Source organism: Polaromonas sp., from assembly GCF_016185115.1.
Lineage (GTDB): Bacteria > Pseudomonadota > Gammaproteobacteria > Burkholderiales > Burkholderiaceae_C > Polaromonas.
On record NZ_JACPOF010000020.1, the window covers coordinates 116014 to 138091 of the forward strand.

Annotated in this window: 15 protein-coding genes; 5 read left to right on the top strand and 10 right to left on the bottom strand. The window is 61.4% G+C overall.

The genetic code is table 11. From position 1 onward, the window contains the following. Nucleotides 1–7: 7 nt before the first annotated feature. From fdhF to apbC, 5 genes are all read right to left on the bottom strand, one after another. Entirely contained in the window at nt 8–2896 is a 2889-nt protein-coding gene (gene fdhF / locus HYX42_RS13500; RefSeq protein ID WP_293403831.1) for a formate dehydrogenase subunit alpha, read from the bottom strand. A 1-nt stretch (nt 2897) separates the two neighbouring features. Further along, nucleotides 2898–4703, bottom strand: a complete 1806-nt coding sequence (locus tag HYX42_RS13505; RefSeq protein WP_293403833.1) for an NAD(P)H-dependent oxidoreductase subunit E — start codon at nt 4701–4703, stop codon at nt 2898–2900. Nucleotides 4704–4727: 24 nt separating this feature from the next. Then, a complete protein-coding gene (locus tag HYX42_RS13510) occupies nt 4728–6356 on the bottom strand; it encodes an OFA family MFS transporter (protein WP_293403835.1) in 1629 nt (542 codons plus the stop codon). Between the two features lie 474 nt (nt 6357–6830). After that, the gene (locus HYX42_RS13515; RefSeq protein ID WP_293403837.1) at nt 6831–7775 is read right to left on the bottom strand and encodes a LysR substrate-binding domain-containing protein; all 945 of its coding nucleotides are present in this window, start codon (nt 7773–7775) and stop codon (nt 6831–6833) included. Between the two features lie 12 nt (nt 7776–7787). After that, nucleotides 7788–8879 (bottom strand): iron-sulfur cluster carrier protein ApbC, encoded by a 1092-nt coding sequence (gene apbC / locus HYX42_RS13520; protein ID WP_293403839.1) that lies wholly within the window; start codon nt 8877–8879, stop codon nt 7788–7790. 189 nt (nt 8880–9068) lie between these two features. Between apbC and metG the strand changes: the two genes are divergently transcribed. Next, nucleotides 9069–11231, top strand: a complete 2163-nt coding sequence (metG, locus tag HYX42_RS13525; RefSeq protein WP_293403841.1) for a methionine--tRNA ligase — start codon at nt 9069–9071, stop codon at nt 11229–11231. 16 nt (nt 11232–11247) lie between these two features. Here metG and HYX42_RS13530 read toward each other — a convergent pair whose 3' ends face one another. Further along, the gene (locus tag HYX42_RS13530) at nt 11248–13002 is read right to left on the bottom strand and encodes a 7TM diverse intracellular signaling domain-containing protein (protein WP_293403843.1); all 1755 of its coding nucleotides are present in this window, start codon (nt 13000–13002) and stop codon (nt 11248–11250) included. 101 nt (nt 13003–13103) lie between these two features. Between HYX42_RS13530 and HYX42_RS13535 the strand changes: the two genes are divergently transcribed. Next, entirely contained in the window at nt 13104–14774 is a 1671-nt protein-coding gene (locus tag HYX42_RS13535) for a SulP family inorganic anion transporter (protein ID WP_293403845.1), read from the top strand. A 27-nt stretch (nt 14775–14801) separates the two neighbouring features. Here HYX42_RS13535 and bamE read toward each other — a convergent pair whose 3' ends face one another. After that, a complete protein-coding gene (gene bamE / locus HYX42_RS13540) occupies nt 14802–15341 on the bottom strand; it encodes an outer membrane protein assembly factor BamE (protein WP_293403847.1) in 540 nt (179 codons plus the stop codon). A gap of 60 nt (nt 15342–15401) precedes the next feature. Here bamE and HYX42_RS13545 point away from each other — a divergent pair, with 60 nt between their 5' ends. From HYX42_RS13545 to nadB, 3 genes are all read left to right on the top strand, one after another. Further along, nucleotides 15402–15629, top strand: a complete 228-nt coding sequence (locus tag HYX42_RS13545) for a DUF3460 family protein (protein WP_293403849.1) — start codon at nt 15402–15404, stop codon at nt 15627–15629. A 104-nt stretch (nt 15630–15733) separates the two neighbouring features. Beyond that, nucleotides 15734–16579, top strand: coding sequence for a ScpA family protein (locus tag HYX42_RS13550; RefSeq protein WP_293404542.1), 846 nt, complete (start codon nt 15734–15736; stop codon nt 16577–16579). A 33-nt stretch (nt 16580–16612) separates the two neighbouring features. After that, the gene (gene nadB / locus HYX42_RS13555) at nt 16613–18220 is read left to right on the top strand and encodes an L-aspartate oxidase (RefSeq protein ID WP_293403851.1); all 1608 of its coding nucleotides are present in this window, start codon (nt 16613–16615) and stop codon (nt 18218–18220) included. Here nadB and HYX42_RS13560 read toward each other — a convergent pair. Genes HYX42_RS13560 through nadC form a run of 3 tightly spaced genes read right to left on the bottom strand, consistent with a single transcriptional unit; the run spans nt 18163 to nt 21990 of the window. Further along, a complete protein-coding gene (locus HYX42_RS13560; RefSeq protein WP_293403853.1) occupies nt 18163–20004 on the bottom strand; it encodes a chorismate-binding protein in 1842 nt (613 codons plus the stop codon). The genes nadB and HYX42_RS13560 overlap by 58 nt on opposite strands. After that, nucleotides 19988–21118 carry a quinolinate synthase NadA gene (nadA, locus tag HYX42_RS13565; RefSeq protein ID WP_293403855.1) on the bottom strand — a complete coding sequence of 377 codons (1131 nt, stop codon included), beginning with the start codon at nt 21116–21118 and terminating at the stop codon, nt 19988–19990. Before nadA ends, HYX42_RS13560 begins: the two co-directional genes overlap by 17 nt. Next, nucleotides 21115–21990 (bottom strand): carboxylating nicotinate-nucleotide diphosphorylase, encoded by an 876-nt coding sequence (gene nadC / locus HYX42_RS13570; RefSeq protein WP_293403857.1) that lies wholly within the window; start codon nt 21988–21990, stop codon nt 21115–21117. The genes nadA and nadC overlap by 4 nt, the downstream gene beginning before the upstream one ends. Between the last annotated feature and the right edge of the window lie 88 nt (nt 21991–22078).

The window sequence follows — 22078 nt, forward strand, 5'->3', positions numbered from 1 at the left end:
AGTCCGCTTATTCCGTAATGGCGGCCTTTGTGCCGTATCCGGCCACCAGCGCAGGTTGACCGCCGCGGCGGATTGCCACGGCACAATATTTGAACTCGGGAATCTTCCCGAACGGATCAAGCGCTGCATTGGTCATCAGATTGGCCGCGGCCTCGTAGTACGCAAATGGAATGAACACCGCACCATGAGGGGTGCCGTCGTCACGCCGCACATGAATGGCCACGCGCCCGCGGCGTGACTCCACGGTGATTGCATCCCCCTGCTTCAGCCCCATGGCATTCAGGTCATCGCCGCACATCGAAGCCGTGGCCATGGGCTCAATCGCGTCGAGAACGGTGGCACGCCGCGTCATGCTGCCGGTGTGCCAGTGCTCCAGCTGGCGGCCCGTGATCAGCACAAAGGGGTAGTCGGCATCCGGCCGTTCGTTGGCCGGAATGATGTCGGCCGGCACAAGGTGTACGCGCCCATCGGCGGTGGCAAATCTATCAATAAAAACGGTGGGGGAACCGGGATCTTCCGCGCTGAGGCAGGGGTAGGTCACACTGGATTCGCGTTCCAGGCGCTCCCATGTAATGCCCGAGATCGCAGCATGCATGGCCTGGCGCATCTCTTCATACACCGCAGCCACCCCATCGCTCTCTCCGGCATACTGCCAGTCCAGGCCCATGCGTTGTGCAATCTGCTGGATGATCCAGAGGTCCGGCCTGGCCTGGCCTGGTGGGTCGATCGCTTTTTTTCCCAGTTGCACCATGCGATCGGTGTTGCTGACGGTGCCAGCCTTTTCGGGCCAGGCTGTAGCGGGAAGCACCACGTCCGCCAGCCATGCGGTTTCGGTCATGAAGATGTCCTGTACCACCAGATGCTCCAGGCTGGCGAGCGCGTGCCGTGCGTGGTTGAGGTCGGGGTCACTCATGGCCGGGTTCTCACCCATGATGTACATGCCGCGCACCTTGTGCGGATCGCTGTCAGGCGCAAGCGCCTTGTGCATGATCTCAACGACGGTGTAGCCCGGCTTGTCGTCAAGTTTCATGCCCCAGAAATTTTCAAACCACTGATGAGCACCGGCATTGTCTACACGCTGGTAGTTGGGGAACATCATGGGGATCAAACCGGCATCACTGGCCCCCTGCACATTGTTCTGGCCTCGCAGGGGATGCAGCCCGGAACCGGGCTTGCCGATCTGGCCGGTCACGGTCACCAGCGCAATCAGGCAACGCGCGTTGTCCGTACCGTGCACATGCTGGCTGATGCCCATGCCCCACAGAATCATCGCCCCCTTGGCACTGGCAAACGCGCGCGCAACCTCGCGCAGGGTTTTTGCGGGAATGCCGCAAATCGGCTCCATGGCTTCAGGGCTGTAGCCTTTGACGTTTTCCCGCAGTGCTTCGTAGTTGCTGGCACGGTCACGAATGAATGCCTGGTCTGTCAGGCCTTCTTCAATCACCGTGTGGATCAGCGCATTGAGCATGGCCACATCGGTGTCGGCCTTGAACTGCAGGGTGCGCCAGGCATGTTTGCCGATGTCGGTGATGCGGGGGTCCGCCAGTACGATTCTGGCGCCCTTTTTCGCCGCATTCTTCATCCACGTGGCCGCCACCGGGTGGTTGGACGTGGGGTTGGATCCGATCACAAAAATCAGGTCCGAATGCTCAACGTCGTTGACCTGGTTGCTCACCGCTCCGGAGCCCACGCCTTCAAGCAGGGCCGCCACGCTGCTGGCATGACACAAACGGGTGCAGTGGTCGACGTTGTTGCTGCCGAAGCCGGTACGCACGAGCTTCTGGAACAGGTAGGCTTCTTCGTTGCTGCCTTTCGCAGAGCCAAATCCGGCCAGCGACTTCTTGCCCCGCGTATCACGCAGGCCCTTGAGCTTGCCGGACGTCAGCGCCAGCGCCTCGTCCCAGGTGGCCTCGCGGAAAACATCCGACCATTGCGCCGTGTCGCGATTGAGTTTGTCCAGCAGTTCCGGGTCTTTCGGTACGCCGGCCTTGCGGATCAGCGGAACCGTCAGGCGTTGCGGGCTGTGCGCGTAGTCAAACCCGAACCGCCCCTTGACACACAGCCGGCTGTGGTTGGCCGGACCGTCGCGCCCATCGACGCTCACGATCTCATTGCCCTTCACGTTATAGGTCAGCAGACAGCCCACACCGCAGAACGGGCAGACGGAGTCGACTTTTTTGTCTACAGACTGCGAACCCACCTGCGTCTTCGGCATCAGTGCACCGGTCGGGCAGGCCTGTACACACTCGCCGCAGGCCACGCAGGTGCTGTCGCCAATGGGGTCGTTCAGGTCGAACACGATCTCGCTGTGCGAGCCGCGCATGGCATAACCGATCACGTCGTTGACCTGCTCTTCACGGCATGCGCGTACGCAGCGGTTGCACTGGATGCAGGCATCAAGATTGACGGCCATGGCCGGATGGCTCATGTCGGCAACCGGCTGTTCGCGGCGCAGGGCCTTGAGTGCCGGGCGCACCGACACGTCCATGCGCGAAGCCCACTGGCTCAGTTCACCGTGCTGCAGGGCGTCGTCCGTTTTGCCATCACCGTCATTCCACTTGTAACCCTTGTCAGGCATGTCGGACAGCAGCATTTCCAGCACCATCTTCTGACTCTTGAGGGCGCGCTCACTGTTGGCCTGTACCTCCATGCCCGCGGTGGCGTTGCGGCAGCAACTGGGCGCAAGCGTACGCTCGCCCTTGATCTCAACCACGCAGGCGCGGCAGTTGCCGTCGGGTCGCAGTCCGTCCTTGTAGCAAAGGTGCGGAATGTCAATGCCATGACGCTTCGCGGCCTTGAAGATGGTCTCGCCTTCAAACGCGTGAATGGTTTTCTCGTCCAGTCTGAACGACACCGTCTGGGGAGTCACTTCTGCAAGTTTGGCAATAGCATTCATGTCATGCCACCTCGTGGGCGAAGTATTTCTGGACGCAACGCACGGGGTTGGGCGCAGCCTGCCCCAGTCCGCAAATGGACGCGTCGGTCATCACGATGTTCAGGTCTTCCAGGGTGTCGTTGTCCCAGACAGGCGATGCCATGAGCGCGACGGCTTTGGCTGTGCCAACACGGCAGGGCGTGCATTGGCCGCAGCTCTCGTGCGCGTAAAACCGCATCATGTTCAGCGCTGCATCGCGGGCCTTGTCGTGCTGGCCGAGCACGATCACCGCGGCAGACCCGATAAAACCGCCATGCAGTTGCAGGGTGTCGAAATCCAGGGGTACATCCGACAGGCTGGCCGGGAAAATCCCGCCAGACGCACCACCTGGCAAATACGCATACAACGTATGGCCATCCTGCATGCCTCCGCAATACTCCTCGATCAGTTCAGCCACCGAGATGCCGGCGGGCGCCAGCTTGACGCCGGGAAACTTCACACGCCCGCTCACACTGAAGGAGCGCAAGCCCTTGCGGCCGTTGCGCCCAAAGCTGGTGAACCAGCTTGCACCCTTTTCAACAATGTCACGCACCCAGTAAAGGGTCTCGAAGTTGTGTTCCAGCGTAGGCCGACCGAACAGGCCGACCTCTGCAATGTATGGCGGCCGCATGCGCGGCTCACCGCGCTTGCCCTCAATACTCTCGATCATGGCGGACTCTTCTCCGCAGATATAGGCACCTGCGCCGCGTCGCAGCTCCAGCGTCGGCAAACCTGCATACGGCGGGTTGGCCTGCAGCTTCGCGATCTCCGCCTCAAGGATGGCCCGGCAGCCGTGGTATTCATCGCGAAGGTAGATATAGCACGCATCCGTGCCCACCACCTGCGCCGCCACCAGCACGCCTTCCAGAAACCGGTGCGGGTCACGCTCCAGATAGGTTCTGTCCTTGAAGGTACCAGGCTCACCTTCGTCAATGTTCACCGCCATCAGGCGCGGGGCCGCCTGGTCACGCACAATGCGCCACTTGCGTCCCGCCGGGAAACCGGCGCCCCCCAAGCCCCGCAGCCCTGAATCTTCCATGGCGCGAATGACGCCTTCGACATCCTGACGTCCACTGGCCAATGCTATGGCGAGCGCGTAGCCACCACCGGCCCTGTAGGTCTCATACCCGGCATATCCCGGTGCGATCTCAACTGCGTGCGGATAAGGTGACACCGCTCTTTCGGCATGGCCGGATGCGATGAATTCGGTGGCTGGCGATGCAGCGGGGTGAACCGTCAAGGCCTGCCTGACGGCTGCGAGTACAGACTCCGTCGTCGCTGCCGGCACCGGATGCTGGTGAACCACCACGGCTGGTGCCTGTTCGCAGCGCCCTATGCACGGTGCTGCTATAACCCGTACATCAGCCGTGCCCAGCAATGCCGGCAGCCGGGCCAGCAAATCCTGCGCACCGGCCATCTCGCAGCTCAAGCCGTCACACACCCGCACCGTCAACTGCGCCACCGTTTCGTCACCTCTGACCACCTCGAAGTGGTGATAGAAAGTGGCGACCTCGTAGACCTCTGCCATAGGGATTTTCATCTCTTTGGCGAGGGCCACAAGATGCCTGTCATGCAGGCAACGGTAGGCATCGTTGATTTTATGCAGGTGTTCGATCAACAGGTCACGTCGATGCGGGGCCTGTCCCACCAGAGCCCGGACCTCCTGTACCGAATCATCATCCGCCTGCCTGCCCTTGAGCTTGCTTTTGCGGCGGATGCGATCACGCATGTCATCCAGCGTGGCAAGTGCCACCACCGGAACATCGGGGACGAGAACGGGTGAAGCCATGAATATCCTGTTGTGTCGGTCTGATCAGGCGAAGAACTTGGCCACGCTTTGCAGCGTACGGTAAACGCCCCAGGCCAGCGGAATGCCCACTGCCAGCCAGGCAAAGGCCACCAGCGCTGGGCTCACAGCATCAGCACCGCCACCGGTGCGGTGCACCTCGGACGCAGCCATCTTTTCGTGTGCCAGGCGCTTTTCCTCAGCCAGCTCGCTGTCTGTCATGAACCATTTCGGATTCAAGGGCTTGACCAGCAGGTTGCAAATCAGCCCCACTACCAGCATGCCCACAAGGATGTACATGGTCTGGTTGTAAACCTGTTCACGCGGAATGCCAAGACCAAGCTGGTACTCGCGCATGTAGTTCACAACCACCGGGCCAAGAATGCCTGCCGTGGCCCATGCGGTGAGCAGGCGTCCGTGAATGGCACCCACCATCTGCGTGCCGAAGATGTCAGCAAGGTAAGCCGGCACAGTGGCAAAACCACCGCCGTACATGCTCAGTATCACGCAGAACGCGCCCACGAACAGCAAAATGCTGCCGGCAGCAGCACTGCCGGGAACGCTGAAATACATGAGGCCGCCGAGTACAAAAAAGACCAGATAAGTCATCTTGCGGCCCAGCTTGTCGGACAGGCTGGCCCAGAAGAAACGGCCACCGATGTTGAACAGGCTGAGCAGCGCGGTAAAGCCCGCGGCAACCGTCGCAATGGCTGCAAGCTGGGTCTTGTCGAGTTCACCGAACTTCTTTGCCACGCCAATCAGCGAACCGCCAAACACTTCCTGCAGCATGGGGGAAGCCATGCCGATCACGCCGATACCCGCGCTCACATTCATACACAGCACCATCCAGATCAGCCAGAACTGCGGAATGCCCCAGACCTTCTTCACGTGCACATGACGCTGCGTGATCATGGTGTTGTTCACCTGCGCATGAGGCGGCGTCCAGCCGTCCGGCTTCCAGCCGGTTTCAGGAACCCGGTAGCCAAAAGCGCCCGCCATCATGAACACAAAATAAACCAGCGCCATCACAACGAAGGTCTGCATCACACCCACACTGGTCGGCGTGGCGAAATACTTCATGAGGTCAGCCGCCAGCGGCGAACCGATCATGGCACCACCGCCAAAGCCCATGATGGCCATGCCGGTGGCCATACCGCGTCGGTCCGGAAACCACTTGATCAGGGTCGAAACCGGCGAGATATACCCCAGACCAAGACCGATACCGCCGATCACGCCGGAGCCCAGAATCATCAGCCAGAACTGGTGCAGGTAAATACCCAGTGCTGAAATCAGCATGCCACCGCACCAGCACACGGCCGACACGACACCGGCCTTGCGCGGACCGGCACGTTCGAGCCAGCCACCCCAGGTCGCGGCAGAGGTTCCCAGCAACACAAAGAACAGGGTGTACATCCATCCCAGCGTGGAGATTTTCCAGTCGCAACTGGCGGTAAAAAGTTCGGCAAAGAACCCGACCTCAGGTCCGCACTTGATGGCGTCCTTGATGCCCAGCGCTTTCGAAAGTGGCAGCCAGAAAACCGAGAACCCGTAGGCCATCCCGATACACAGGTGAATGGCCAGGGCAGCGGGGGGCACCAGCCAGCGGTTAAAGCCCGGCCCCGCAATGATGCGTTCCTTATCGAGAATTCCTGACATGTACTGTCTCCGTGTTGTGTATTTATTGAAACCTCGCCAAGAGGCTGGCAGAGTGTCGCGGCGGCGGCGCAAGCCGGTCAAATTGAATCGAAACATGCATTGATTCAAAAAATAAATGAGGGGAATATGGCCCCCACGTTCGCTCACTGCGTGTAGCTCTCTGCCCCCCGAGGGGGCTGGCCTTGCTTGGGGCGGCCCTGCGCTGCGGCCCATGGCCCCCACGTTCGCTCACATCGCGTAAGCTCTCTGCCCCCCCGAGGGGGGCTGGCCTTGCTTGGGGCGGCCCTGCGCTGCGGCCCATGGCCCCCACGTTCGCTCACATCGCGTAAGCTCTCTGCCCCCCCCGAGGGGGGCTGGCCTTGCTTGGGGCGGCCCTGCGCTGCGGCCCATGGCCCCCACGTTCGCTCACATCGCGCAGGCCCTCTGCCCCCCCGAGGGGGCTGGCCTTGCCCGGCGCGCTATTTACCAGTCGCCCTACAGTGTCAGCAAACCACTGTGTGCCGCTGCGTGGCGCAGCCAGGCCGCATCCTGCGCGAGTGTCAAGGCTGCCTCCAGGGTGCGTGAGCGGCGGTCGCTGCCCTGTGCAATAAAGCCGATCGCGGTGCGGACTTCAGGACTGATCAGCGGCAGCGCTTCAAGCTCACGGTAACCACGCACCGCGCCGACCAGCGCACCTGGCATCACCGTACACACATCCCCTTCAACCACCGAGAGTGCGAGGGTGAGGATGGAGTTGGTTTCAATCGCAGGCCGGCTCACCACACCGGCTTCAACGAAGGCGTTTTCGACAATCGTACGGTTGTGCATCTCGCGCGTCAGCAGGCACAGGGGGTGAGTTGCTGCCTGGGCCCAGGTGGTGGCAGGACCGATCTGCAAGGTACTCTTGTGCGCCCGGGCCGCCCTGCGCACAAAAAAGTAATGCTCGGTGTACTGCGGTATCTGCCGCAGGCGCGGGCCATTGGTCCGCAGGCGATCGGTGTAGCCCAGTCCCATGTCGAGGGTCAGGCTCTCAAGGCCGGTCTCCAGCTCGTTTGAACTCATGGAGCGCACCTCTGGCGCGATGCCAGGATGGCGCGCTTTCAACAAGGCGCAAAACCGCGCCGCGATCGGCACCGCCGTGGGTACGGCGCCTATGCTCAGGGAACCTTGCGGCCGACCAACCACACTGTCGAGCTCCTGCTGCAGCAATTCGCGCTCATGCAACATGCGCTGGGCGCTCGCCAACACCCGTTCACCCTCAACGGTGAAGCCCTCAAAATTGCGTTCGCGCCTGACAATCACATGGCCGAACTCCGCTTCCAGAGCGCGCAAGGCATTCGACAACGCTGGCTGCGTGATATGGCAGGCCTGGGCGGCACGGCCAAAATGCCTGTGCTCGTCAAGTGCTACCAGGTAACGCAGGGACGCCAGCAGGTTCATGGACGTGAGCGATCAGGTGTTTTTTGAAATTGTGATGGATGGGAACTTCGCCGAGAAGTCCTTGGACTTGGCCGCGACCGTGATCGCCACTTTACGGGCCACCGCCTTGTAGATAGCAGCCACTTCACCGTCCGGGTCGGCCACCACTGTGGGCCTGCCGTTATCGGCCTGAAGGCGGATCTGCATGTCCAGCGGCAAGGCGCCAAGGTAATCCATCTGGTAGTCGGCAGCCATTTTCCTGCCGCCGCCTTCACCAAAAACATGCTCGGCATGACCGCATTTGCTGCAAATATGAACGGCCATATTTTCGACAATGCCGAGTATGGGCACACCAACCTTTTCGAACATCTTGATGCCTTTTTTGGCATCAAGCAGCGCGATGTCCTGCGGTGTGGTGACGATCACTGCGCCGGTCATCGGCACGCGCTGGCTCAGGGTGAGCTGGATGTCGCCGGTACCGGGGGGCATGTCAACGATGAGGTAATCAAGGTCGCGCCAGTTTGTCTGTCTAAGCAGTTGCTCAAGCGCCTGTGTCGCCATGGGGCCGCGCCAGATCATGGCTTCGTCCTGCGCAATCAGGAAACCAATCGACATCACCTGGATGCCGTAGTTTTCCAGGGGCTCCATGTTTTTACCGTCGACGCTTTCAGGCCTGCCTTCAATGCCCATCATCATGGGCTGGCTGGGGCCGTAGATGTCGGCATCGAGCAATCCTACGCTGGCACCTTCGGCCGCCAGGGCAAGGGCGAGGTTGACAGCCGTGGTACTTTTACCCACGCCCCCCTTGCCCGATGCCACCGCAATGATGTTTTTGACATTGGGCAGCAACTGAACACCGCGCTGCACACTGTGGCTGGCGATTTTGATCGTGAGATTGACCGATACATTGTCAACCCCCGGGACCGTTTTGGCTGCGGCAATCAGGCTTTTGCGAAACGCCGCCATCTGGCTCCTGGCGGGATAACCCAGTTCAACATCAAACGACACGTCACCGTCAGTGATCAGCAGGTTTTTTACCGCCTTGCTGGTTACGAAATCCTTGCCCGTATTCGGGTCGAGGACGGTTTGCAGTGCGGTCAAAACCGCCTGTTGTTCTAAAGCCATCTGAAAAACTCCGGGTAAAACTGGGGACCGAATACCTGCAAAACTTGTCCGGCGCGCCCGCCGGGGTTGGCGTGAAGTCTAACGCCGCAAGGTCCGGCCACAGGGTAGCAAGGGATTACACCGGGGGGACAGGGCCATCGGGACTTAAAATTGCGGACCAGTCCCCCTAAAGCCCAACCAAGCCCATTCATGTCCCAGCGCCGCCTGTTTGTCACCACCGCCCTGCCCTACGCCAATGGCAGGTTCCATATCGGCCACATCATGGAGTACATCCAGGCCGACATCTGGGTCCGCTTTCAGCGCATGCAGGGCAACGACGTCAACTTTGTAGGCGCCGATGACGCACACGGTGCGCCCATCATGATTGCCGCCGAAAAAGCGGGGGTGACGCCGCAGCAATTCGTGGCCGACATTGCAGCCGGCCGCAAAGAATACCTGGACGGTTTTCACATCAGTTTTGACAACTGGAGCTCTACCGACTCGCCTGAGAACCATGACCTGGCCCGGCAGATCTACCGTGACCTGCGTGACAACCCGCAAGGCTCACTCATAGAGACCAAAACCATAGAGCAGTTCTTTGACCCGGAAAAGAACATGTTTTTGCCTGACCGTTACATCAAGGGCACCTGCCCCAGGTGCGGCACCAAAGACCAGTACGGCGACAACTGCGAAAACTGCAGCGCGGTGTATGCGCCCACAGATCTGATCAACCCATACTCGGCCCTGTCGGGGGCGACGCCTGTACTCAAAAGCTCCGAGCACTTTTTCTTCAAGCTCTCCGACCAGCGCTGCGTGGACTTTCTTGAAAAGTGGACCCAGGGCAACGATGAAAGCGGCAAGCCCCGTCTTCAGCCTGAAGTTGCCAACAAGGTCAAGGAGTGGTTCAGCGTACGCACCAACCCCGACGGCACAAAAAGCGAAGGCCTGGGTGACTGGGACATCAGCCGCGACGCGCCCTACTTCGGCATCGAGATCCCTGATGCGCCCGGCAAGTACTTTTATGTCTGGCTGGATGCACCCGTAGGTTACCTGGCCTCGCTGAAAAACCTGCTCGACAAGCGTTGTATCGAAGCCGGCGAAGACGGGCTGTCGTATAGCGAATACATGGCCGACCCGGCGCTGGAGCAGTACCACTTTATCGGCAAGGACATCGTCACCTTCCACACCCTGTTCTGGCCGGCGATGCTGCATTTCAGCGGCCGAAAGACGCCGAACAACATTTTTGTGCACGGCTTTCTCACCGTGAACAACGGCGAAAAAATGAGCAAGAGCCGCGGCACCGGCCTGGACCCGCTCAAATACCTGAGCCTGGGCATGAACCCCGAGTGGCTGCGTTATTACCTGGCCGCCAAGCTCAATGCCAAGAATGAAGACATTGACTTCAACGCCGATGATTTCATGGCGCGGGTCAATAGTGATCTGATTGGCAAGTACATCAATATTGCCAGTCGGTCTTCCAAATTTATTAACGAGTACTTTGGCGGGCAACTTCGTTGGAGCGAAAGCCCGCACACTATTCCACATTCGGATTTACTGTTTGAGATCAGAAGGACTGCACAAGTTGTGCAAAGCTTCTACGAACAAAGAGAGTTTGGCAAAGCCTTGCGAGAAATCATGGCTTATGCCGACAAAGTCAACGAGCGATTTGACTCATCAAAACCGTGGGCACTCGCAAAAAATGAAAGCGCAAAAGGTCAAGTCCAAATGATTTGTTCTCAAGCGCTGTGGGGCTTCAAAGCAATGACGGTAATGTTGGCTCCAGTTTTCCCATCTGTCGCAGAGACTGTACTTAACGATTTCTTTGTGAAGCCTCCAGGGTTTGAATTTGAGAGGGTCAAAAACTTCCATTGGACAGACATGGAAGACGCCCCGACGAGGATTGGCGAATACAAACATCTGATGCAGCGAGTGACTTCCGAGCAACTGGACGCCCTCTTCGAGCCACCGGCATCAGCCGAACCCGCACAGCCGGAGGCAGTAGCCACCGTCCCCGGCGGCGAAGAGCTCGCCCCCGCCATCACCATCGACGACTTCGCCAAAATCGACTTGCGCATTGCCAAAATCGTCAACTGCGAAGCCGTTGAAGGTTCCGTGAAGCTGCTGCGCCTGACGCTGGATGTGGGTGAAGGCAAACACCGCAATGTCTTCAGCGGCATCGCATCAAGCTACAAGCCTGAAGACCTCATCGGCAAGCACACGGTGATGGTCGCCAATCTTGCGCCGCGCAAGATGAAGTTCGGCATCAGCGAAGGCATGGTGCTGGCGGCCAGCCATGCCGATGAGAAGGCACAACCCGGCATTTATGTGCTGGAACCCATGCCCGGCGCGCTGCCTGGCATGCGGGTGCGCTGACCGGCGCCCACGCGCCCTATACCCGGATCACATCGTCGCCGTCTGGTGGCTGTGAGAACGGCTGACTGCCGCTCCTGTAATGCATAAAACGCAAGGCCTTTCGGGGGGTTTTGGCAATCTCTTCGAGCAGGTTGCCCAGGTGCCTGAGCAGCCTCTCGCCGTCATCCTTGGGTAATGGGCAGCTCACGCAGGCCACATGCAAGTGCAGCATCAGGTCGCGCGGCAGGTTGCGGCCCGGGCGCAGGCCTTCTGCAATGATGCGTTGGGCCACGTCGGTGACCTGCGACTCGGTGGTTTTGCTTTCAATCAGCAAGACGAAGTCGCCGTCATTGTGCCGGCCCACCGTGTCACTGACTTGCGCGGGCGTGGCGACACAGGCGCCCGCACGCACCAGCGCAGCCTGTGCGAGCGAGGCCCCATATGCCATCCGTATTTCAGCCCCATTAACCAGCCGCACGCGCAGCACCGCACCGACCTGCGGGTCACGCTGGTGCCGCTCAAGAAGATGTTCCAGCCTTTCCATCAACAAACGGTGGCTGGCCACGCCGGTCAGCGGGTCGACGCGCGACAGCGCGCTCAGGCGAACCTGGGTATCACGCCGGTCACGGCTGCGAAAGTACAACGCCACCAGCAACAACGGAATCTCCAGCGCCGCGCCGATCTGCGCGCCAAACTGCGAGTAGAAGCTGATGGGCACTACATCAAGGTTGCGCAGTATCGGGAACAGCGAGCCGACAAAAAGACAGAAGAACCCCGCCAGCGCCCACAGCCCTATGACGGGTCGGCGTACCGAAAACCAGATCAGGCTCCCCATGAGCACCGGCAGGAAATAGAGGTAGGCGAGGTTGGATGTATAAAAAAGCCGCGAGCGCCCCAACAGCAGAAAACCGATGGCGTAAGCCAGCGACGTCAGCATGACGCTGACCAGGAAGGCACTGACGACATGGTTGCCGCGCTCGACCACCAGCCTGTGCACCAGCAACGCGGCCCATCCGGCAGACAGCATGGGCACGACGATGGCGGCAATGTCGTTCCACCAGGCGTGGTGCGGCCAGAAATACTCACCCGACAGCCCGGTGAGGGTTAACTGGCCGAGACCCAGAATCACCACATAGGCGGCGTACACCAGATGTATGGGGTCGCGCCAGTTCCAGGCATTGAAGCAGCTGAGTACAACAACCAGAATGACAAACCCGAGATACGCACCCAGCACCATATGCAGGGTACTGCTCTGGCGGTCAAAACTGGCACGGTCCCAGAGCTGCCAGTAGACGCCGACCCGACTGCTGTGACGAACCGCCAGGTACACGGCGCGGGGTTCGCCCGGCAGAAGCTCCAGCTGGAAGGCCGGATGCAGGTAAGGCCGGGACCATCTGGCCACAGGCAGGGAGTCACCCGAACGCTGCACATGCCAGTCACCACCCGGCACAAGGTCATGCAGCGACGCAGAGTCGAGGCCCGGATGAACCACTGTCAGCACTGCGTCTACCGGTGCAGTAACGGCGGGCAGGACAATGCGCAGCCAGCCTGTGCTCATGCCACCGAGCGGCAGCTGCTGGTTGCCAGAGACAACAACACCTTCGCCGCGTGCAAACCGGTTTCTGACGAACTCGAGGGACTGCTGCCCGGATTCGTCCATCACCACTTCAGTCGGATACTGCACGCCCTTCCAGACGGGTGCCTGTGTATGCGCGGCGCGCACCGGCAACGCCATACCCACAATGAGCACAGCGCAGGCCAGCAGAAAGGTTTTGAATCCGGGCGTTTTCATGTGAGCTTCAGGCTCGTGGGTATCTCAGGGCAAGAGCATGGTTTCAGTATGGATGAATAAACAGCGAAAATCCAGCGTAGCAGCGGCCACAATACGATTCCATGCCACCCATCCCGAACTTCGCACAATTCCGGCCACGTTTGCTGGACAGTCTGCACAACTACTCCCGCGAGCGGTTTGTGAAGGATCTGGGGGCAGGCGTCACCGTCGGTATCGTGGCGTTGCCACTGGCCATGGCTTTCGCCATTGCATCGGGGCTGAACCCGCAGGCGGGCATATGGACGGCCATCATTGCGGGCGCTCTCATCGCGGCACTGGGTGGCTCGGCGGTGCAGATAGGTGGCCCGGCTGGCGCATTTATCGTCATCGTCTATGGCATTCTTGAACGCTACGGCCTGGCCAACCTGCTGATTTCTACTGCCTGCGCGGGGGTATTGCTGTTTTTGCTGGGTTTCCTCAAACTGGGAACGCTGGTGCGTTATGTACCTGTCAGCATCGTGATCGGTTTTACCAACGGCATCGCAGTGCTCATCGTGCTTTCGCAGGTCAAGGACCTGCTGGGCCTTGATATTGCGAAAATGCCGGTTGATTTTTTCTCGCAGCTGCGCGTGATAGCTCGCCACCTTGACAGCCTGAACCTCCATTCCCTGGGCCTGGGCATTGCCTGCCTTCTCGGACTGTTCATCTGGCCTAGGCTGTTCGACACGCGCGCACGCGCCAGTCAGGGCTTTACCACCCGATTGCTCAAGCTGGTGCAGGCTGTCGAAGGCCTGCCGTTGCAACGCGCCACACGCATGGCATCGCGCATGCCGGGTCCCATCGTGGCGCTGGTCACCCTGACAGCGTTTGCCTGGTTTCTCAGCCTTCCCGTTGAAACCATAGGCTCGCGATTCGGCGGCATTCCGCGTGCCCTGCCGGTTTTTGCATTGCCAGATTTTTCATGGCAAACGGTACGCCTGCTGGTAGACCCCACCATCACGATTGCGTTGCTGGGTGCTGTCGAGTCGCTGCTGTGCGCACGTGTGGCCGACCAGATTTCAGGGCAGCCGCGACATGACCCGAACCAGGAGTTGATGGCCCAGGGCGTGGCTAATTTCGTGGTGCCTTTTTTTGGCGGCATGCCCGCCACCGGCACGATTGCCCGCACGGTGACCAACGTGCGGGCCGGTGCCACCTCGCCGGTCTCCGGCATTGTGCACGCCGCCACACTGATGGTCAGCGTGCTGGTGGCAGCGCCGCTGGCCGTTCACGTGCCGCTGTCGGTGATGGCTGGCATCCTTCTGTATGTGGCCTGGAACATGGGCGAGTGGCGCGAGTTCACCAAGCTGCGCCAGGCTGGCAGCCATTCGGCACTCATCATGCTGGGCACGTTTTTGCTGACCGTCATTTTTGATTTGACAGTGGCCCTGCAGGTCGGCCTGATCCTGGCCTGCATTCTGTTTATCCGTCGTATGAGCACACTGTTTCAGGTCGTCGAGGTCTCGCGCACGCCGGAAAGCGCAAGCTTCCAGCTTTACGGCTCGCTGTTTTTTGGCGCCGTCGCCAAACTTGACCCGATATTGACGCTGGTTGAAAGCTCACCCCAGGGGCTGGTGATTCGGCTGGATTTGCAGTCGCTGCAATCGCTTGATCCTTCAGGCCTGGATGTACTGGAGCAGGTGCACAAAGCGATCGTGCTGCGCGGCGGACGCCTGGTACTGGCTGGGCTCAATGCCGAGCCCAGAGCCGTGATGGAACGGTCCGGCTTTCTTGAAAAAGTCGAGTCACTTTGAGTCTGCACAAAACGGAAAAGCGCTGGCTCAACCGCCCTTGGGGTTCGCCAAGGCCTCCTCGACCGACGCCGTGCTGACAACTTTCAGGTCGCTGTCAAACACCACGGTAAAAACCATCGCCGTATTGGGCGGGTTCAGGTAGCGCCATTCGTAATGGGTCTGCTGCTGACCTGCATAAGGCGTGATTTTCATGGGCTTGCCCAGCGTTTTTCGCACCTGCTCCATCGGCATGCCGGGCAATATCCTTGCAAAATTCTGGGGGCTCAGCACCTGCCTCAACGCGCTCATTTTGCCATCCGGCCCTATGGTGATCATGTAATTGACCATGCCCTGGGGCTGGCGGTTGTACTCAAAGGTGCGGGCACCGGGGGCAGCGGCAGCGCCCGGCGAGGGCATGGAAGCCATGTCTGATGCGTCCCAGACCTTCTCGGGCTCACCGAAGCGGGCCCTCACATCCGCTTCAGTCGCCACGCCCTCTTCAAGTTCGGCAATGTTTTGGGAATCACAGGCAGCCAGACCCAAAACAAGGCCCAGGCTCAGGATTGAAGGGAATAAAAAAGATCGCAAGGCAGTCCCCGGTAAAATCGGGCTTGGTTCGTCAAACCCTATAAAGAACAGTTTAGCCCCATGTCCCTCCTACGCTTCTTCCGGCGCGCCGACTACACCTCGGACACCACCCAGTTCATCGACGGGCTCAAGGCCAGCAAGCCGACCCTGGAAGCCGAGCAACGTGCTGGCCGGGCGCTGCTCTGGGACAAAAACCTGAACCGCGCAGAACAGGCTGATTATCTGGATGCCAAGGTTGCCCAGAAGCCTTATGTCTACGGCACCGCAGGCCACCCGAACAGCAAATAGGCAGCAAGCCGGTTTTTCTCTGACCCAGCGTCACCGCCGGCCACCTGTTCATGTCCCAGCCAACCTCTTCACCCCCAGAATCCGGCCAGTCGCCCATACCCGGCATGCATGACATCCCCGGCATGGCGCTTGCGGCCATGCCCAGCCCCGACATGCCTGCAGTCATAGATCAGGTCGCCCTGGCACGCCTGTACGGCGAGCCCTTGTTTGCGATGCCGCATGACCTGTACATCCCGCCGGATGCATTGCAGGTTTTTCTCGAAGCCTTTGAAGGCCCGCTGGACTTGCTGCTGTACCTGATCCGCAAGCAGAACTTCAACATTCTCGACATCCCCATGGCTGCCGTCACGCGGCAATACCTGGTGTATGTCGATGAAATCCGCGCCACAAACCTTGAACTCGCTGCCGAGTATCTGCTCATGGCGGCCATGCTGATCGAGATCAAGTCGCGCATGCTGCTGCCGCCCAAAAAGGTGGCCGAGGGTCAGGAGCCCGAAGACCCGCGCGCCGAACTGGTCCGCCGCCTGCTCGAATACGAGCAGATCAAGCTGGCTGCCCACAAGCTCAACGAAATGCCGCAGTTCGGCCGCGACTTCCTGCGTGCACAGGTTTATGTCGAGCAGGCGCTGCAGCCGCGCTTTCCTGATGTCAATGTGGTTGACCTGCAGGACGCCTGGCGTGACATTGTCAAACGCGCAAAGCTGGTACAGCACCACGTGATCAGCCGCGAAGAACTCTCGGTGCGCGAACACATGAGCATTGTTCTGCGCAAACTGCAGGGCCGAAAGTTCCTGGAGTTTGAAGAACTGTTCGACCCCACCCGCGGCATGCCCGTGCTGGTGGTGACCTTCATCGCGCTGCTTGAGCTGTCCAAGGAAGGGCTGCTTGAAGTCACGCAAGCCGAGGCCTTTGCGCCCATTTACGTAAGACTGGCGTACACACCAGCCTGAATTCCCCGCGCCCAGCCGGCGCCTGATCGCTTCATGAATTCCAGCAACCCGCGCACCGAGCATTTCGACGTTCTCATCATCGGCAGCGGCCTGGCCGGCCTGACGGCCGCCCTGCTGCTGGCCCCGACGCACCGGGTAGCGGTGGTAACCAAGCGCGACCTGCGAGATGGCGCCAGCGGATGGGCCCAGGGCGGGCTGGCAGCCGTGATGGCCGATGGCGACACCACACAGCAACACGTTGACGACACCCTCGTGGCCGGCGCAGGCCTGTGCGATCTGGATGCCACCCGTGCCGTGGTTGAAGGCGCGCCGGCGGCAATTGCGTGGTTGCGTGAACTGGGCGTGGCCTTTTCACAAGACCCCGATCAGCCCGGCGAGTTGCACCTGACACGCGAAGGCGGCCACCGCCAGCGCCGCATTGTCCACGCAGCGGATGCCACAGGCGCAGAGGTGCAGCGAACACTTGTCAGCAAGGTACTCAAGGAGCCGCGCATCACCCTGTTTGAACACCACATGCTGGTGGACCTCATCATGGGCGCTGGCGACGCATATATACCCCGATGCAGCGGGGCGTATGTACTGGATGTCACCACGGGCCGTATCCAGGCCTTCACCGCCAGCCACACCATTCTTGCGACCGGCGGTGCAGGCAGGGTTTATCTGCACTCGACCAATCCTGACACCGCCACAGGTGACGGCATCGCCGCCGCCTGGCGCGCAGGTTGCAGGGTCGGCAACATGGAGTTCGTGCAGTTCCACCCGACTTCGCTCTGCCACCCAGATGCGCACTCTTTCCTGATCAGCGAGGCAGTGCGTGGCGAGGGTGGCCAATTGCTGCTGCCGACATCAAAGGGTGGTACGCGCTTCATGCCGGCGCATGACAGCCGCGCAGAGCTGGCACCGCGTGACGTCGTCGCGCGGGCGATTGACTTCGAGATGAAAACACACGCACTTGACTGCGTCTACCTCGATATCTCGCACCAGAGCCCGGCCTTTTTGCACGAGCACTTCCCCAACATCCTGCAGCGCTGCCTGGCGCTTGGCATAGACATTACCCGGCAACCCATACCGGTGGTACCCGCCGCCCACTACACCTGCGGCGGCGTGATGACAGGCTTGGACGGACAGACCGACGTGGCTGGCCTGTATGCCATTGGTGAGACCGCCTGCACCGGCCTGCATGGGGCAAACCGCCTGGCCAGCAACTCACTGGTCGAATGCCTGGTGCTGGCACGGGCGGCAGCAGAGGCGATAGGGCGGCAACAGCCCGTCGCGGCAGGACCGGTCTCAAACGGGCAAGACGACCAGACCACGCCCATCGCCGACACCACCATGGTGGCGGACAAACTGGACGAACTGCGCCGCCTGATGTGGGACGACGTGGGCATCGTGCGCACGACCGCGGGGCTGGCACGCGCAGCGCACCGTATTGCGCTGCTGCAGTCAGAACTGAAAGTACTTGATGGCAGCTCGCGCGTCACCCGCGAATCGCTCGAGCTGCGCAACCTCGCCCAGGTGGCACAACTGATCGTGCAATCCGCCCAGGGCCGTCATGAAAGCCGTGGCCTGCATTTCAGCCGGGACTATCCCGATACCGCAGCTTCTGCCAGTCCCAGCATCCTGGTGCCCGCCGAGGCCTGATCAAGGCTGGCTGGTATCCAGCCGCGCAGGCTGTTCACAAACGCCAGCGACTTCACGCGGGCCAAGTCCTCCAGCCGCACCACGGCTTCCACCACGCGACCGGTCGCCAGCGCGTGCGCACGGCCCACGCCAGCCAGCAGGCCGCAGTGCAGGGCAGGCGTGACCCAGCGGCCATCCAGCAGCAGGGCCACATTTCCGCGCGTGCACTCGGTAATCTCGCCCTCGGCATTCCACAGCAGGGTGTCAAACACGCCCGGACGGATAGGGGCGAACGCATCGTAATGCGACCGCCGCGTGGTCTTGAAGCGTACAAACTCGCTGCGCGCATCGTCCATCGACGTCTGCGCCAGTTCGAGCACGACCTGCGCTGGTGATGCTGGCAGCTCAAATGCCTCGGCACGCAACTGCCCCTGCGCGTCCAGCAGCAGGCGTACGCGCCTCGCACCCGGGGCATGCTGCTGCGCCAGCAACTCCAGGACGCGCTGCACCTGCAACGCGTCCCAAGGGTAGGCAAAATGCCCCGCTGCCTGCGCCAGGCGCGCCAGATGCGCAGCCTCGTGACGCAAGCGGCCATCTTCAAGGCAGAGGGTTTCAAGCAGCTCGAAAGGCTGGCTGGCACGCTGCACAAAAGCCTGTTTGAGCTGCCATTCACGCCATTCACCAACGGCCGTTGAACCCCAGGTGATGCCGCTGCCTATCCCGCAGTGTGCGGTCCGGCCGCTCAGTGTAACACTGCGTATAGGCACATTGAAAGTCGCTGCGCCGCCGGGACGCACCACACCCAGCGCACCGCAGTAGACGCCGCGCGGCCCGGCTTCCAGGGCATGGATGGCGCGCATGGCCTGGATCTTGGGCGCGCCGGTCACAGAGCCACAGGGGAACAGTGCCGCAAAGATATCGGCCAGGCGGCAACCGCCCCTCGTACGCGCCTCGACGTCGGAGGTCATCTGCCATACCGATGGCAAAGCCTCGACGTGAAAAAGCCGGGGGACACGTACGCCAGATGGCACGGCGATGCGCGACAGGTCGTTGCGCAGCAGATCCACGATCATCACGTTTTCAGCCCGCTCCTTGGGCGACAGGCGGAGCGCTGCGGCCTGGGCGGCATCGGTTTCAGGCGTGGGGCCACGGGGCGCGGTGCCCTTCATGGGCCGCGTCAGGACCAGGCCGTCTGCCCAGTCAAAAAACAACTCTGGCGACACCGACAGCACCTGCTCCTCACCAGTGTCAAGGAAAGCCGCATAACCGCCCGGCTGGGCGCGCTGCAGGGCGTGGAACAGGGCCAGCGCAGGCTTGACCCCATCCTCCACACCCTCTGCAGACAAGGCCGACAGCACACCATGCATGCGGGCCGTGAAGTTGACCTGGTACCAGGCACCGTCTGCGATGCCCTGCTGCAGCGTGGCCAGGGCCGCATCGAAAATGCTGCGCGGGAGGGCCTGCTCCCATTCCACCCGCACCGCATCACCAGCTGCGTCCGGCCAGGGCAACGCGCTGTCATAAACCGCAAACCAGGCCAGCGGCCCTTCAGCGGCATGGGTTTTCAAGGCGGCGTCAAAAGCAGGCGCGGCTTCATATCGCAGGTAGCCCACGCACCAGGCGCCTTGCTGCGCTGCGTGCTCCACCGCATCAAGCAGCGGCCTGACCTCGCCGGTCTCGCGGGCTATCAGCACTTTGCGTGGCGGGCCAAAAGCGTGACGCAGGCGCCGCCCGCCTGGATCACGCGGGTCGGTGAAATCTACAAGGGCGGAAAGCCCGGACGCGGACTCAGGCAGCGCCGACATTCGGCACCAGCCCCGCAGCCGCCTGGCCCGGGCGCAGCGTTGCCGTGAAGGCCAGCATGCGGTCTATGGGCAGGCGTGCGCGCAGGCCCGTGCCCTCGTCTACCAGCACTTCATTGGTACCGGTTTCCAGCACGTGGGCCAGTCCGGCCAGGCTGTTCATGGCCATCCAGGGACAGTGCGCGCAGCTTTTGCAGGTGGCGCTGTTGCCAGCCGTCGGCGCTTCAATAAATGTCTTGCCCGGGTTGAGCCTGCGCAGCTTGTGCATCATGCCGTTGTCGGTGGCGACAATGAACTCCTTCACGTCCATCTCGCGTGCGGCCTTGAGGATGGCCGAGGTCGAGCCCACCGCGTCGGCCAGCACCACCACGTCGGGATGTGATTCGGGATGCACCAGCACCCGGGCCAGCGGATGCTCCTTTTTGAGCTCCGCCAGTTCAAAGGCCTTGAACTCGTCATGCACGATGCATGCGCCGTTCCAGAACAGCATGTCAGCCCCAGTTTCGCGCTGCACATAGGCACCCAGGTGACGGTCAGGCGCCCAGAGTATCTTTTTGCCCTGTGACTTCAGGTGCGCCACCACATCGACTGCGCAGCCCGACGTGACCAGCCAGTCGGCGCGCGCCTTCACCGCCGCGCTGGTGTTCGCGTACACCACCACCGTGCGGTCCGGGTGCGCATCGCAAAAGGCAGTGAAATCATCCACGGGGCAGCCGAGGTCCAGCGAGCAGGTGGCGTCGGGATCGGGCATCAGCACTGTCTTGTGCGGCGACAGGATTTTTGCGGTCTCGCCCATGAAGCGCACGCCGGACACCACCAGCGTCTGCGCAGTATGGTCACGGCCGAAACGTGCCATCTCGAGCGAGTCAGACACCAGCCCGCCGGTTTCTTCGGCCAGGTCCTGCAGATCGGGATGCACGTAGTAATGCGACACCATCACCGCATTGCGGCTTTGGAGCAGGCTGCGTATGCGCTGTTTGAGCGCTGCACGCTCGGCCTGCGACGGCTCCGCAGGCACCCGCGCCCATGCGTGGCGTGTACCGCAGGCAGCGCCGGCCTGCGCAGTTTCAGGTTGTTCGTAATCGACCCGGATATCCGGCAGGGTGGCGGAACTCATGCACCCACCGCCGGCGCATCGAAGCGCATTGAGAAATCCACCGCCTGGATGTCCTTGGTCAGCGTACCGATGCTGATGCGGTCAACGCCGGTTTCCGCCAGCGCACGCAGGCCCTCCAGCGTGACACCACCGGAAATTTCCAGCACCGCGCGGCCGGCATTGATGCGCACGGCTTCCTGCAGGTCGGGCAGGCTCATGTTGTCCAGCAGCACCATGCGTGCACCGGCCGCCAGGGCCTGTGACAGTTCGTCGAGGTTCTCAACCTCGATTTCCACAAAGTCGGCCTGCGCGGCCACCTGCGCTGCGCGCTGCAGCACCTGGGCGATACCGCCGGCAGCGGCAATGTGGTTCTCCTTGATCAGTACCGCGTCGTACAGGCCCACGCGGTGGTTGGTTCCACCGCCGGTCAGCACCGCATACTTCTGGGCCAGGCGCAGGCCCGGCAGGGTCTTGCGCGTGTCGACGATCTGGCTCGAAGTACCCGCCACAACGGCCACATAACCCGCTGTCTTGGTCGCAACAGCACTCAACAGCTGCAGGAAGTTCAGGCAGGTTCGCTCCGCCGACAGCAGCGCCCGGGCCTGGGCCCGGACTTCAAACACGACCTGGCCAGCCTCGCAGCGCTCGCCGTCCGCCACATGCCAGACCAGACTGGCCTGCGGGTCAAGCTGGTGGAAGGTCGCCTCGACCCAGGCCTGGCCGCAGATCACGGCGGCCTGGCGGGCCTGCACCTGCGCCCTGGCCTGGGTGGCCGCATCAATCAGGCCGGCGGTCAGGTCGCCATCGCCAATATCTTCAGCCAGTGCCCGTGCAGCATCAGCCCCAGCCAGGACAGCAAGCGCCCCAGCCGAAAAATGGAAGGATTTTTTCATAAGCCATCTAATAAAAATTGGAGTCGGCCGGTGTTTTAAACTAGCAGCCTGCTTTGAGGCGCCGCGGCGTACCTCAAAAAACTGACGC

Excerpts from the sequence above, each read along its gene's own strand:
- HYX42_RS13535 (WP_293403845.1), top strand. The coding sequence starts at position 13,104 with ATGCCACCCATCCCGAACTTCGCACAATTCCGGCCACGTTTGCTGGAC.
- nadC (WP_293403857.1), bottom strand. The coding sequence starts at position 21,990 with ATGAAAAAATCCTTCCATTTTTCGGCTGGGGCGCTTGCTGTCCTGGCT.
- HYX42_RS13515 (WP_293403837.1), bottom strand. The coding sequence starts at position 7,775 with ATGAACCTGCTGGCGTCCCTGCGTTACCTGGTAGCACTTGACGAGCAC.
- HYX42_RS13510 (WP_293403835.1), bottom strand. The coding sequence starts at position 6,356 with ATGTCAGGAATTCTCGATAAGGAACGCATCATTGCGGGGCCGGGCTTT.
- nadB (WP_293403851.1), top strand. The coding sequence starts at position 16,613 with ATGAATTCCAGCAACCCGCGCACCGAGCATTTCGACGTTCTCATCATC.
- apbC (WP_293403839.1), bottom strand. The coding sequence starts at position 8,879 with ATGGCTTTAGAACAACAGGCGGTTTTGACCGCACTGCAAACCGTCCTC.
- HYX42_RS13560 (WP_293403853.1), bottom strand. The coding sequence starts at position 20,004 with ATGTCGGCGCTGCCTGAGTCCGCGTCCGGGCTTTCCGCCCTTGTAGAT.
- HYX42_RS13505 (WP_293403833.1), bottom strand. The coding sequence starts at position 4,703 with ATGGCTTCACCCGTTCTCGTCCCCGATGTTCCGGTGGTGGCACTTGCC.
- HYX42_RS13550 (WP_293404542.1), top strand. The coding sequence starts at position 15,734 with ATGCATGACATCCCCGGCATGGCGCTTGCGGCCATGCCCAGCCCCGAC.
- HYX42_RS13545 (WP_293403849.1), top strand. The coding sequence starts at position 15,402 with ATGTCCCTCCTACGCTTCTTCCGGCGCGCCGACTACACCTCGGACACC.
- fdhF (WP_293403831.1), bottom strand. The coding sequence starts at position 2,896 with ATGAATGCTATTGCCAAACTTGCAGAAGTGACTCCCCAGACGGTGTCG.
- nadA (WP_293403855.1), bottom strand. The coding sequence starts at position 21,118 with ATGAGTTCCGCCACCCTGCCGGATATCCGGGTCGATTACGAACAACCT.
- HYX42_RS13530 (WP_293403843.1), bottom strand. The coding sequence starts at position 13,002 with ATGAAAACGCCCGGATTCAAAACCTTTCTGCTGGCCTGCGCTGTGCTC.
- metG (WP_293403841.1), top strand. The coding sequence starts at position 9,069 with ATGTCCCAGCGCCGCCTGTTTGTCACCACCGCCCTGCCCTACGCCAAT.